Annotated in this window: 5 protein-coding genes; 3 read left to right on the top strand and 2 right to left on the bottom strand. The window is 70.2% G+C overall.

Translation table 11 applies throughout. The features are described from left to right. From ACLZOT_RS32905 to ACLZOT_RS32895, 3 genes are all read left to right on the top strand, one after another. The coding region (locus tag ACLZOT_RS32905; RefSeq protein ID WP_416972776.1) for an SDR family NAD(P)-dependent oxidoreductase at positions 1–4,686 on the top strand (4,686 nt) is incomplete at its 5' end. A gap of 17 nt (positions 4,687–4,703) precedes the next feature. Then, entirely contained in the window at positions 4,704–9,452 is a 4,749-nt protein-coding gene (locus ACLZOT_RS32900) for a type I polyketide synthase (RefSeq protein ID WP_416972775.1), read from the top strand. A gap of 46 nt (positions 9,453–9,498) precedes the next feature. Continuing rightward, positions 9,499–12,126, top strand: coding sequence for an AAA family ATPase (locus ACLZOT_RS32895; protein ID WP_416972774.1), 2,628 nt, complete (start codon positions 9,499–9,501; stop codon positions 12,124–12,126). 73 nt (positions 12,127–12,199) lie between these two features. Here ACLZOT_RS32895 and ACLZOT_RS32890 read toward each other — a convergent pair whose 3' ends face one another. Then, positions 12,200–13,621, bottom strand: a complete 1,422-nt coding sequence (locus ACLZOT_RS32890; RefSeq protein ID WP_416972773.1) for an NAD(P)/FAD-dependent oxidoreductase — start codon at positions 13,619–13,621, stop codon at positions 12,200–12,202. Continuing rightward, positions 13,618–14,031: a nuclear transport factor 2 family protein gene (locus ACLZOT_RS32885; protein WP_416972772.1), complete on the bottom strand. Its 414-nt coding sequence runs from the start codon at positions 14,029–14,031 to the stop codon at positions 13,618–13,620. The genes ACLZOT_RS32890 and ACLZOT_RS32885 overlap by 4 nt, the downstream gene beginning before the upstream one ends. Positions 14,032–14,065: the final 34 nt, after the last annotated feature.

The raw sequence follows: 14,065 nt of genomic DNA, 5'->3' as shown, positions 1-14,065 counted from the left end.
GCCAGGGGTGAGGGGCATCCGGATCTGGTCGGGCCTGCCCTGGTGTCTTCGGTGGGGGAGACGGTGTGGTTGTTCAGCGGGCAGGGGAGCCAGACGGTCGGGATGGGAGCCGGGCTGTATGAGCGGTTCCCTGTCTTCGCCGAGGCGTTCGACGAGGTGTGCGAGCTGCTGGGAGACGAGCTCAAAGAGACTGTTTTCTGTGGGCCTGGGGAGCGGTTGGATCGTACGGAGTGGGCTCAGACCGGATTGTTCGCGTTGCAGGTTGCTCTGGCGCGGTTGTGGGAGTCGGTTGGTGTCACGCCGGATGTGGTGATCGGGCATTCGGTGGGGGAGATCGCGGCTGCGTATGTGGCGGGGGTGTTTGATCTTGCGGATGCGTGCCGGGTTGTGGGTGCTCGGGCTCGTTTGATGGGTGCTCTGCCTGAGGGTGGGGTGATGTGTGCGATTGAGGCCACGCGGGGGGAGTTGGAAGGGGCGGGGGTGAGTATTGCGGCCGTCAACTCGGGGGACTCGACGGTGATTTCCGGGTCTGCCGGTGAGGTCGAGCGGGTCGCGGAGGCGTGGCGTCGGAAGGGGCGCCGTGTCAAACGGCTTCAGGTCAGCCATGCTTTTCACTCCGCGTTGATGGAGCCGATGCTCGACGACTTCGCTCAGGTGCTGGGCGGTGTCAAGTTCAAGGAGCCGTCGCTTGCGTTGATGAGTAATGTCTCCGGCACGCTTGCGGGGGCTGAGGTTGCTACCCCTGAGTACTGGGTGCGGCATGTGCGTCAGCCGGTTCTCTTCCAGCCTGCTGTTGCTGAAGTTGCTGACCGGGCTGGTGTGTTCGTGGAGATCGGGCCCGGTCCTGTGTTGATCACTGCTGCTCAGCACACGTTGACCACATCGCCGGTTCTTACGGCTTCGCTCGCCGAAGGCCGTCCGGATGATGTGGCGTTCATGCAGGCCATGGGCCGTCTCTACACCGCCGGTTACTCCGTCGACTGGTCGCCTTTCTTCCCCGCCGACCCCCCACCCCGGATCGTCGACCTTCCCACCTACCCCTTCCAACGCCAACGCTTCTGGCTGACTCCCAAGAAGACGGCTTCTGGAGAACTCGGTCACCCCCTCCTGGACACGTCAGTGGGCTTGGCCGACCGCAGCTCCTGTGTGCTGACGGGGCGTGTATCCCGTTCGGGAGCGCCGTGGTTGGCCGATCACGAGGTGGGTGGCGTGGTGTTGGTGCCGGGTGCGGCATTGGTGGAGTGGGCCCTTCGGGCCGGGGACGAAGTGGGGTGCTCTGTCGTGGAAGAGCTCACCTTGCAGGCGCCCATGGTCGTGCCGCCGGACTCGTCTCTGCGCGTCCAGGTCGTGGTGGACGAAGCCGATGACGGCGGGCGCCGTGAGGTTCGTGTCTACGGCCGTCCCGGCGACGAATGGACGTGCCACGCGATCGGTGTTCTGGCGCCGGAGCCTTCCGAGCCCCCTACGGCAACCCCCTGGCCCCCACCCGGCGCCGACCCCATCGACGTCACCGACTTCTACACCCGCACCGCCTCTCTCGGCTACGCCTACGGCCCCGCCTTCCAGGGCCTGCACGCAGCCTGGCAGCGTGGCGACAACCTCTACGCCGAGGTCACCCTCCCCGAAGCAGCCGGCTCCCCCGACGGGTACGGCATCCACCCCGCCCTCCTGGATGCCACCCTCCATGCGGCCCTCCTCCTCAACCGGCCTCAAGGCGACGGCGCGATCTGGCTCCCCTTCGCCTGGAACAACGTCTCCCTGCGGGCCGGGAACGCCAGGACCGTACGCGTGCACCTCACGTCGGGCGACCAAAGCGACATGGGAGACCAGGGAAACCTGGGTGACCCGGGTGAGCAGAGCGACCAGGTCGAGCGCGGAGCGCGCGGCGAGCAAGAACGCCAAGGCCAACACCAACGCGAGATCCACCTCCACGCCACCGACACCGCCGGAGCGAGCGTTCTGACCATCGGCTCGGTCATCCTCCGCCCCGCCGACGTCGCCCAGTTGCACACCCGCGACGAGGGCCTGTTCACGGTGGAGTGGGCACCGATCCCGACCCCGGAGACGGACGATGCCGAGGACGCCGTCGTCCTGATCGCCGACGGCGATGAACTCCACGCCGTCGAGCGGGTGTTGGCCGAGATACAGACGTACCTCGCCGCACCCGACGAACCCCGCCCCCTGCTGATCCTGACCCGGCGTGCGGTGTCCCTCGACGGTGCCGACGTCGATCCGACAGCCGCAGCAGTCTGGGGCCTGGTCCGCAGCGCGCAGTCGGAACACCCGGGTCGTTTCCTCCTCCTGGACACACTGGACGGGCTGGGCACGCTGGACGAGCTGGGCGCGCTGGACACGGGCAGCGACCTCCCCCATACCGCTCCCACCCTCGACGAACCCCAACTCGCCCTACGCGACGGCAAGTTCTACGCCCCCCGCCTCATCCCCACCCGTTCCCTGCCCCCCGACCGGGCCTGGCGTCTCGACAAGGGCGCCGGCGACACCCTGGAGACCGTCGCCCCGATCCCCTACCCCGAGGTCACCGCGCCTCTCGCTCCCGGCGAGGTCCGGCTCGACATTCACGCCGCCGGTATCAACTTCCGTGACGTATTGGTCGCGTTGGGGATGGTGCCGGGGCAGATCGGGCTGGGAGGTGAGGGAGCCGGCGTCGTGACCGAGGTCGGGCCCGGGGTCACGCATCTCGCGGTCGGTGACCCTGTCATGGGTGTACTGCGCGGTTCCTTCGGCCCGTTGGCCGTCACGGACACGCGCATGGTCGCGCCGGTTCCCGAAGGGTGGAGTGTGCGGCAGGCGGCTGCTGTGCCGGTCGCGTATCTGACGGCGTGGTACGGGCTGGTGGAGGTGGCCCGACTTCAGCCGGGGGAGCGGGTGCTGATCCACGCTGCCACTGGTGGGGTGGGCATGGCTGCCGTGCAGATCGCCCGTCATCTGGGTGCCGAGGTGTTCGCGACCGCCAGTCCCGGGAAGCATGCCGTGCTGGGGGAGTTGGGGGTCGACGAGGCGCATCGGGCTTCCTCGCGGGAGTTGGGGTTCGCCGCGAAGTTCGGGCGCGTGGATGTCGTACTCAACAGTCTCACCGGTGAGTTCATCGACGAGTCCTTCCAACTCCTTGGTGACGGGGGGCGGTTCCTGGAGATGGGGAAGACCGATCTTCGAGAGCCCGAGGCGTACCCGGGGGTCGCGTACACGGTGTACGACCTGGTCTCCGATGCCGGGCTCGATCTCATCAGCCGGATGTTCGGGGAACTCGGTGCGTTGTTCGCCGACGGTCGGTTGGCGCCGCTTCCTGTGCGTGCCTGGCCGGTTGGGCAGGCCCGTGAGGCGTTCCGGTTCATGAGTCAGGCGCAGCACACCGGGAAGCTGGTGCTCGATGTGCCGCATGCTCTCGACCCTGAGGGCACGGTGCTGATCACCGGAGGGACGGGGGCTTTGGGGCAGGCGGTTGCTGAGCATCTGGTGAAGGAGTGGGGGGTGCGGCGGCTCGTCCTGGCGAGTCGGAGCGGGGGCGCCGAGGGCATCACCGAGGGGCTGGATGCCGATGTGTCCATCGTGGCCTTGGATGTGACCGATGCCGGTGCTGTGGCTGAACTCGTGTCGTCCATCGGCCGGTTGACCGGCGTCGTTCATGCGGCTGGTGTGCTGGACGATGCCGTCGTCACCGCCCAGACCCCTGAGAGTCTGGCGCGGGTGTGGGCCGCCAAGGCGCTCGGTGCACGCCATCTTCACGAAGCGACACGGCACGTGGGGCTCGATCTGTTCGTGGTGTTCTCCTCGGCCGCCGCGACGCTGGGCAGTCCCGGGCAGGCCAACTATGCGGCTGCCAACGCCTATTGCGACGCTCTGATGCAACACCGCCGGGCCCAAGGGCTTCCCGGCCTCTCGATCGGCTGGGGCATGTGGCAGAGCGGTATGACCGCCGGGCTCGGTGACACCGACCTGGCGCGGATGCGGCGCGGTGGGGTCAAGGCGATGAGTGTTGAGAGGGGGTTGGGCCTGTTCGACGCCGCGCACCGGCATGGGCGGCCCCATCTGGTCGCCGCCGACCTCGACACGCGCGCCCTCGCGGGGAAGTCCGCGTTGCTGCCGGCCCGTGACGGTGGGCGGGGTTCCGGGCGGCCCGCTGCGGCCGTCGCCCGGCAGGACGTCGACCTTGCCGCGAGGCTCGCCCTGCTGACCGAGGAGGAGCAGCATCGAACCCTCCTCGACCTCGTGCGTACGCACGCCGCAGCCGTTCTCGGGCATGCCGGTGCCGACGCCGTGCGCGCCGAAGTGCCGTTCCAGGAGCTGGGGTTCGACTCCCTCACCGCCGTCGAGCTCCGTAACCGGCTGTCCGCCGTCACCGGGTTGCGGCTGCCCTCCACCTTCGTCTTCCGGCATCCCACGCCGGCCGCTGTCGCGGGGGAGCTGCGGGAGCGGCTGTGTCCCGCCGCCGGTGATCCGTCGGCGCCGCTCTTCGGTGAGCTGGACCGGCTGGAGACCGTGATCGTGGGGCAGCCGTACGACGCGCAGACGCGCGGGCGGCTCGCGGCGCGGTTGCAGAGCCTGTTGTGGCGTCTGGATGACAGCCCGGCGGGCGACACCCCTACCGGCGCCGCCGACGACGGGGACCTCGACTCCGCGTCCGACGACGAACTGTTCGAGCTGATCGACCGAGACCTTCCGTCCTGACCACGAGTGGAGCAGACATGCCGGGCACGGAGGACAAGCTTCGCCACTATCTGAAGCGGGTCACAGCAGACCTCGGGCAGACCCGTCAGCGTCTGCGTGACCTGGAGGAGCGCGGCCGGGAGCCGGTGGCGATCGTCGCGATGGCCTGCCGTTATCCCGGCGGGGTGACCTCTCCCGAGGAGTTGTGGGACCTTGTTGCCTCGGGGCGCGACGCCATCGAGGAGTTCCCCACCGACCGTGGCTGGGACCTGGGCGGCCTCTACCACCCCGACCCCGACCACCAGGGCACCACCTACGTCCGCGAAGCCGGATTCCTGCGCCACGCAACGGACTTCGACGCGGACTTCTTCGGCATCAACCCCCGCGAGGCCCTCGCCACCGACCCCCAGCAGCGCACGCTCCTCGAAGTGGCCTGGGAACTCTTCGAACGCGCCGGCATCGATCCCGCCACCCTCAAGGACACGCCCACCGGGGTGTACGCGGGCGTCTCCAGCCAGGACTACATGTCCGGCTCCGGAGTGCCGAAAGCCGTCGCCGGGTACGCCACCACCGGCACGCTCTCCAGTGTCATCTCCGGGCGTATCGCTTACACCTTCGGGCTCACGGGGCCCGCCGTCACCCTCGATACCGCCTGCTCGGCCTCCCTCGTCGCGATCCACCTCGCGTGTCAGGCGCTTCGGCAGGGGGAGTGTGGGCTCGCGCTCGCGGGGGGTGTGACCGTGCTGTCCACGCCCACCGCGTTCGTCGAGTTCGCCCGGCAGCGGGGGCTGGCGCCGGACGGGCGGTGCAAGGCGTTTGCCGAGGCTGCGGATGGGACGGGGTTCTCTGAAGGGGCCGGGCTGGTTCTTCTTGAACGGCTTTCCGATGCTCGGCGTAATGGGCATCGGGTTCTTGCGGTTGTGCGGGGGTCTGCGGTCAATCAGGACGGTGCCAGTAATGGGATCACCGCGCCCAATGATGTCGCCCAGGAGCGTGTTATTCGGCAGGCCCTGGTCAATGCTCGGGTTATGCCGGACACCGTTGATGCTGTCGAGGCGCATGGTACGGGGACGAGTCTTGGGGATCCGATCGAGGCGGGGGCACTGGTTGCCACGTATGGGCAGGGGCGTGAGGTTCCGCTTCTGCTCGGGTCGGTCAAGTCGAATATCGGGCATACGCAGGCTGCTGCTGGTGTTGCAGGGGTCATCAAGATGGTGATGGCTCTTCGGCAGGGGATTCTGCCCGCGTCCCTGCATATTGATCGGCCTACGTCCCATGTCGAATGGGAAGGGGTGCGGCCTATTGCCGAATCCGTTCCATGGCCCCGAGTGGATCGGCCTCGTCGTGCGGGTGTTTCTTCCTTTGGGATCAGTGGGACCAATGCGCATCTGATTCTGGAGCAGGCTCCTGCGGTCGAGGCTGTGGAAAGTGCTCAAGAGTGTGTGGTGCCTTGGGTGGTGTCGGCGCGGAGTGCATCGGCTTTGCGGGAGCAGATGGGGCAGTTGAGGGGGGTACGGGGAAATCAGGTCGATGTGGGGTGGTCGTTGTTGAGGGGGCGAGCGGTTCATGAGTGGCGGGGGGTTGTGCTGGGTGGTGGGGCTGAGGTGCTGGCTGAGGGGGAGGTCGTGCGTGGGGGTGAGGTTGTGTGGTTGTTCAGTGGGCAGGGGAGTCAGTCGGTCGGGATGGGGGCCGGATTGTATGAGCGGTTCCCGGTCTTTGCGGAGGCGTTCGACGAGGTGTGCGAGCTGCTGGGGGACGAGCTCAAGGAGGTTGTTTTCTGTGGGCCTGGGGAGCGGTTGGATCGTACGGAGTGGGCCCAGACCGGATTGTTCGCGTTGCAGGTCGCTCTGGCGCGGCTGTGGGAGTCGGTTGGTGTCACGCCGGATGTGGTGATCGGGCATTCGGTGGGGGAGATCGCGGCAGCGCATGTGGCGGGGGTGTTCGATCTTGCGGATGCGTGCCGGGTCGTGGGTGCTCGGGCTCGTTTGATGGGTGCTCTGCCTGAGGGTGGGGTGATGTGTGCGATTGAGGCCACGCGGGGGGAGTTGGAAGGGGCGGGGGTGAGCATTGCCGCCGTCAACTCGGGGAACTCGACGGTGATTTCCGGGTCCGTCGGTGAGGTCGAGCGGGTCGCGGAGGTGTGGCGTGGACGTGGGCGGAGGGTGAAGCGGCTTCAGGTCAGCCATGCTTTTCACTCCGCGCTTATGGAGCCTATGTTGGACGACTTCGCTCAGGTGCTGGGCGGTGTCAACTTCAAGGAGCCGTCGCTTGCGTTGATGAGTAATGTCTCCGGCACGCTTGCGGGGGCTGAGGTTGCTACCCCTGAGTACTGGGTGCGGCATGTGCGTCAGCCGGTTCTCTTCCAGCCTGCTGTTGCTGAAGTCGCTGACCGGGCTGGTGTGTTCGTGGAGATCGGGCCCGGGCCCGTGCTGATCACTGCTGCTCAGCACACGTTGACCACATCGCCTGTTCTTACGGCTTCGCTCGTCGAAGGTCGTCCGGATGATGTGGCGTTCATGCAGGCCATGGGCCGTCTCTACACCGCCGGTTACTCCGTCGACTGGTCGCCCTTCTTCCCCACCGACCCCCCGCCCCGGATCGTCGACCTCCCCACCTACCCCTTCCAACGCCAACGCTTCTGGCTCGCGGACCTCAAGGAACCCGAAGTCGTGGGGCAGGCCGAGGAAGTGGGGTTCTGGGCTGCCGTTGAGGGTGGGGATGTTCAGGCGTTGTGCGACACCCTTCATCTCAAGGATGACGTGCAGCGGTCCGCTGTGGAGACCGTGTTCCCGGTGTTGGCCGAGTGGCGGCGGGAACGTAGTGAGCGGCAGGTCGTCGATGGGTGGCGTTATCGGGTCGATTGGCGGCGCATTGAGCTTTCTGCCTCCGATACCCCGGGGGCCTGGGTGGTCGTGGCGTCCGATCGTGGGAGCTGGACGCCGGTGGTTGTCCGGGAGTTGGAGGCCGCCGGGGCCACGGTGACCGTCGTCGGGGTTGGTTCCGGTCGTGCTGAGACTGCTGAGCTTCTGCGCTCGGTGAACAGTGACGGTCTTGCCGGGGTGTTCTCGTTGCTTGCTCTCGCGCCCGACGGCGGGGCGTCCTCCACGTTGACGCTTCTGCAAGGGCTGCTGGACTCGGGCCTCGATGCGCCCCTGTGGTGTGCTACCCGGGGGGCTGTGTCCTGCGGTGGTGCCGATCCCGTGGTGTCTCCGGGGCAGGCCGCTGTTTGGGGGCTCGGCAGGGTTGCCGCGCTGGAGCATCCCAAGCTTTGGGGTGGGCTGGTGGATCTGCCCTCCACGCCGGAGGCGCTTGGCTCGGGGGCTCTGTACGAGGTGCTGTGCGGCGGTGGCGGTGAGGACCAGGTCGCCTTGCGCGAGGCCGGGGCCTTCGGGCGGCGGTTGGTTCCTGAGGTGCCCGGTGACGAGCCCTCCGACGGCTGGCTGCCCGCCGGGCCCGTCCTCGTCACCGGCACTGTCGCCCCGCTCGTCGACCACGTCACGCGGTGGCTGGACGAGATCGGCGCCGAAACCGTCGTACGGCCCGACGTTCCCGTGCGGACGATCGTCCACACCTCGCTGCCCGGAGAGCTTGCGCCCTTGGCCGAGGTCACTCCCGAGGCACTCGGCGAGGCTGTCGCGGCGGCCCTGGCGTTGGGGGAGGGGGCTGCGGACACCGCGCGGGCTGCCGATGCCGTGCGCTCTGGGGACGCCGCGCGTCCTTCGGATGCTGTGCGGTCTGCGGAGACCGTCCTGTTCTTCTCCTCCGTGGCGGCCACGCTCGGCGGCAGCGGCCACGGCGTGTACGCCGCCGCCAACGCCTGCCTCGACGCGCTGGCCCAGCGGGGCGGGGGCCCACGGATGGTGTCGGTGGGGTGGGGGGCGTGGGATCTGCTGGACGCGACGGGAGCCACGGACGCCGGGGACGCGATAGATGCTGCGGACGCCGGGGACGCCGTGAGCGTCGCGAAAACCGCAAACGCCATGGGCACCCCGAGCCTCACGACCACCCCGAACCCCACAGCCACCCCGAACCCCACGACCACCCCAGCCCCCACAACCACCGCCTCCCTCTCCCGCCGTCAAGGCATCCCCCCGCTCTCCCCCCACCTCGCCCTCAAAGCCCTCCGCACCGCCCTCGCCGGCCCCCCGGGCCACACCCTCGTCGCCGACATCGAGTGGGATCGCCTCGCCCCCCTGTTCACACTGGCCCGCCCCACCCGCCTCTTCGACACGGTCCCCGCAGCCGTACGCGTCCTGGAAGCCGCCTCGGAGAACACGGAGACCTCCTCGGCGTTGCGGCGTGACCTGGCCGCGCTTCCGGCGGGCGAGCGCGTGGGGGTGCTGCTGGACCTCGTACGGACCCAGGTCGCGGGCGTCCTGCGGTACGAGCCGGGGCGGACGGTGCGCGCGGAGCGGGCGTTCAAGGAGCTGGGGTTCGACTCCCTCGTCGCGGTGGAGCTGCGTAACCGGCTGCGCGCGGCGACCGGGCTGCGGCTTCCCGCGACGCTGGTGTACGACCACCCCACCCCACGAGCCCTCGCCGAGCACCTCCTCGAACGGGTCCTCCCGGACGGCGCGCTCCCCCCGGTCGCCCGGCTCGACGACGTGGCGGCGGCCCTCGACGGGCTCCCGTCCGAGGATCCGCGCCGCAGGGAACTGGTCCGGCGGCTGCGGGCCCTGCTGTGGAAGGAGTCCGAGCCGGACGCCCCGGCCGGGGCGGACGACCTGTCCGACGCGGACGCGGACGACATGTTCGCGCTGATCGACCGCGAATGGGGCGCACGATGACGTACGCCGCGCGGCACTACAGGTGATCACGGAAACGAGGCGAGCGGTGAACCTGGTGGAACGGACCGACGAACTGGCCGCTTTGCACGGCGTCTTCGACTGCTCCCCCCATGTCCGCGGCAGACTGGTGGTGCTCAGCGGCGCCGTCGCCACCGGGAAGACCGCCCTGTTGCGGGCCTGGACGGAGCAGCTGGGCCGCGGCGGTGCCCTGGTGCTGACCGCCGCCGCCTCCCGGGCCGAACGCGGCCTCCCCCTGGGCGTCCTGGAACAGCTCCTGCGCAGCCCCGGCCTGCCCGTGATGACCGCCGCGCGCACCCTGGCCTGGCTCGACGAGGCCGATGCCGGCACCCTCACCGCGCCCGCCCTGCGCGGACTGTGCGAGGAACTGCGGGGCGTGGCCGCCGTACGGCCCGTCGTGATCGCCGTCGACGACGCGCACCACGCGGACACCGCGTCGCTGCACTTCCTGCTTCACCTGGTCCGGCGGCTGCGGTCGGCGCGGCTCCAGGTGATCTTCACCGAGCACGCCCAGTGGAAGGTCGCCAACGCCCTGCTGGGCAGCGAGTTCCTGCGCGAACCCAGCCTGCGCCGGATCCGTCTGGAGCCGCTGTCGAAGGCCGGCGTCGAGGCCCTCCTCGCGCAGCACCTGGGCGAGCGGACCGCGCAGGACCTCACCCCGGCCGTCCACGGCATGACCGCGGGCTACCCCCTCCTCGTCCAGGCCCTCATCGACGACCACCGCGCCGGCGGCGGCCCCGGCGAGGCGTACGGCCGGGCCGTCCTGAGCTTCCTGTACCGGCACGAGGAGCCGTTCACGCAGGTCGCGCGCGCCGTCGCCATGCTGCGCGGGTACGCCCGGCCGATGCTCGTGGGGCGGCTCCTCGACCTGGACGCCGCCTCCGTGGGCCGGGCCGTGCACCAGCTCGCCGTAGCCGAGGTCCTGCATGACGGCCGCCTGTGCCATCCCGCGTTCGAGGCGGCCGTGCTCGACGGCATGCCGGGCGACGAGCGCCGTGCCCTGCACCGCAAGGTCGCGGACCTGCTGTACGAGGAGGGCGCACCCGCGACCGAGGTCGCCGCCCACCTCGCCGCGGCCGACCGGTCGGATGCCCCGTGGGCGGTCCCCGTCTTCCAGGAGGCGGCCCGGCTCGTCCTGGACGACGACCAGGTGGAGACCGGCATCGGCTACCTGCGCGCCGCCCACCGCCGCTGCCGCGACCCCGAGCAGCAGGCCGCCGTCGTCGGCGCGCTCGCCGACGCCGAATGGCGCCTGGACCCGGCGAAGGTCCTGCGCCACCTCGCCGAACCCGCCACCACCGACACCCCGCCACCCCTGCCCACCCACCTCCTGTGGCACGGCCGTGTCGACGAGGGCCTCGACGCGATCGGCGCGGCCCCCGTCAACACCGCCGACCTGGACACACCGTGGCTGTGGGGCGCCTACCTCTACCCCGGCCACGTCAAGGAGCGCCTCGGCGCCGGCACCGTACCCCCGCAGCGCGCCGCCGCGCCGCCCGCCCTCACCCCCGAACTCCAGGGCGCCGGAACCCTGTTGAACGACCTCCTGCACGGCGACGAGCACGACGCCACCGAGGCCGCCGAACGCGCCCTCAACCGCTACCGGCTCGGCCCGAGGACCGTCGCGGTCCAGTCCGCGGCCCTCGCCGCCCTCACCTACCGCGACCGGCCCTACCGCGCCGCCGGCTGGTGCGACGGGTTCGTCGCCCAGGCCCGGGAGCGCAACAGCCCCACCTGGCAAGCCCTGTTCACCGCGTGGCGGGCCCTCATCCACCTCCGCCAGGGCGACCCGGCCGCCGCCGCGCGCCGCGCGGTCACCGCCCTTGACCTCCTCGGCCCCAAGAGCTGGGGTGCGGCGGTCGGCCTGCCGCTGGCCGTCGCCGTCCAGGCCGAGACCGCCCTCGGCGATGTCGACCACGCCGCCGCCCTCCTCGAACGCCCCGTCCCCCAGGCCATGTTCCAGACCCGCACCGGCCTGCACTACCTCGCCGCACGCGGCCGCTACCACCTCGCCACCGGCTGCCACTACGCGGCCCTGTGCGACTTCTACGCCTGCGGGAAACGCATGAGCGGCTGGGGTGTCGACCTCCCCGCCCTCGAACCATGGCGCCTCGGCGCAGCCGAAGCCTACCTCGCCCTCGGCGAGACCCTGATGGCCCGTCAACTCATCGCGGAACAGCTCGCGTTGCCCACCCCCGCCCGGGGCCGCACCCGAGGCATGACTCTGCGCCTCCAGGCCGCGACCTCCCCCGCACCCCGCCGGGCCGAACTCCTCGCCGAAGCCGTCGCCGCCCTCCACGACAGCGGCGACGCCTACGAACTCGCGCGAGCCGTGGCCGACCAGAGTGCCGCCGTCCGCGCCGCCGGAGACGCCGAACGCGCCCGCCACCTCGACCGCAAGGCCCAGCTCCTCGCCCGCCGCTGGACCGGCGACACCCCCCTGCCCGAGCCGGCCGCCACCCCGCCCGAGGACATCCCCGAGACCCAACTCACCAGCGCGGAACGCCGCGTGGCCGAACTCGCCGCCGACGGCTACACCAACCGTGAGATCTCCCGGAAGCTGTACGTCACGATCAGCACCGTCGAACAGCACCTGACCCGGATCTACCGCAAGCTCAACGTCAAGCGCCTCGACCTCCAAGTGGTCCTGCGCTGAAAGAAGTTACCCGGACGATGAGAGGCGGCCCCCGTCCGGCAGGGGGCCGCCTCCGGCATGTACGCGACCGACGTCAGGACGGCGTGACCGTCGCCGCGTCGAGGTTCACCACCGCCAACTCCAGCGCACTCAGGGGCGGAGCCGTCAGCTCCGGGAGCCGCTCGTCGGCCCGCATCGCCATCAGCATCCGGTTCGAACCCAGCTCGCTCTGCGGCGCGTTGAGGCTCATCACCTCCGTCACGATCGCCGACGCCTTAGCCGACCGCAACGACGCCGTAGTGATCGCCTCCGCGAACCGCAGCCGCTGCTCCGCGTCCACCCCGTACAGCCGGGCGTCCGACGCCTCGACGCGGCAGCCGACGTAGTCGATGTCCTTCGTCGCCGCCAGGATCCACGGATCGTCCACCGCCGAACTCACCGCCCGTTGCAGCGCGTTGGTCGACCCCACCCCCCTGCCGAACTCCCGGTCGAGAGTGTCCGCACAGCGCGCCGCCGAACTCATACCGTGCCCGTAGACCGGATTGAACGCGCTGAGCGAGTCCCCGACGACGACCAGCCCCTCGGGCCACTGAGCCGACCGCTCCGGATAGATACGGCGGTTCGCCCCGGACCGCGAACCGAACAACGGGGTCAGCGGCTCGGCGTCCCGCAGCAGATCGGCGATGATCGGATGACTCAGCCCCTCCGCGAACCCGACGAACTCCTCCTCCCTGCTGGGAAGTTGAGCCCCCCGCGTGCAGGACATCGTCGCCAGCCACCGGCCGCCCTCCACCGGATAGACCACCCCGAACCGCCCCGGCTCCCCCCGCTTCTCGTCACTGGCCACGTTCACGGCGGGAAACCGCAGCGTCGCCCCCGGCGGCGCCCGGAACAGCCGCGTCGCGTACGCGACCCCCGCGTCCACGACGTCCTCCTCCAGCGCCGGCACCCCGAGCGCCGCCAGCCACGGCCGCAACCGTGACCCACGGCCCCCCGCGTCGACCACGAGATCGGCCACCAGCCGCTCCGTACGACCGCTGTCGACGTCCCGGACGACGACACCGCCCACCCGCCCCGCGTCACCGAGGAGTTCGACCGCCTCGGTCCGCTCGCGCACCGTGATGTTTCCGGCGGCGAACGCCTGTTGACGAACCGTCAGGTCCAGGAGGGGGCGCGTCGCGACGATCGCGAACTGCGTCTCCGGGAAGCGGTACTGCCAGCCCTGCGCGGTCAGCGTCAGGAGATCCTCGGGGAAGCCCAGCCGCCGCGCACCAGCCGTCAGCAGCCGCTCGGTCGTACCGGGAAGCATCTTCTCGATCAGCCGGGCCCCGTTGGACCACAGCAGATGCGCGTGCCGCCCCTGCGGCACCCCCTTGCGGTGCTCCGGCGTCTCAGGGAGCGCGTCACGCTCGACGACGGTCACGGCCTGCACGTGCCGGGACAGGACATGCGCCGCCAGGGTGCCCGCCATGCTGGCGCCCACCACGACGGCGTGCGCGGGCCGGATGCCGGTCATGCGCGGACCCCTTCCGGACCGGTGGCTGCGGCGAACTCCTCGATGGTCACGTCCGTGACCCCCCAGTACGCGTCGACCTTGACCCCGAGCCCGTTCTCGTCGAGCTCGACGATGCCGATCACCCGGAACGTCATCGGCTTCGGCCGCTGCACCGTGATCGTGCTGTACACGGCCACGAACCGCTCGTCCAACGACGACACCGGCGGCCCCGGCACCTCGTGCGTGCCGCACTCCACCGCCAGCTCCAGATGCCTGCGCAGATCGCCCTTGCCCACCATCGGCGGCCGGCCCACCGGATCCGCGAAGACGACGTCGTCCGTGAACAGGTCCAGGACACCTTCGATGTCACCGGCGTTGATGCGCTCGGCGTAGTCGACGACCATCCTCTTGCACGCGGCCTCGTCAGGCATAGCACCTCCAGGAAGAGTGAGCGGTTCCGCGCCG

This window comes from Streptomyces sp. 4F14 (assembly GCF_048159485.1).
In the GTDB taxonomy this organism is placed as follows: Bacteria; Actinomycetota; Actinomycetes; order Streptomycetales; family Streptomycetaceae; genus Streptomyces.
Note: the sequence above shows the minus strand (reverse complement) of the source record. Positions and strands in the feature narration are given on the sequence as shown.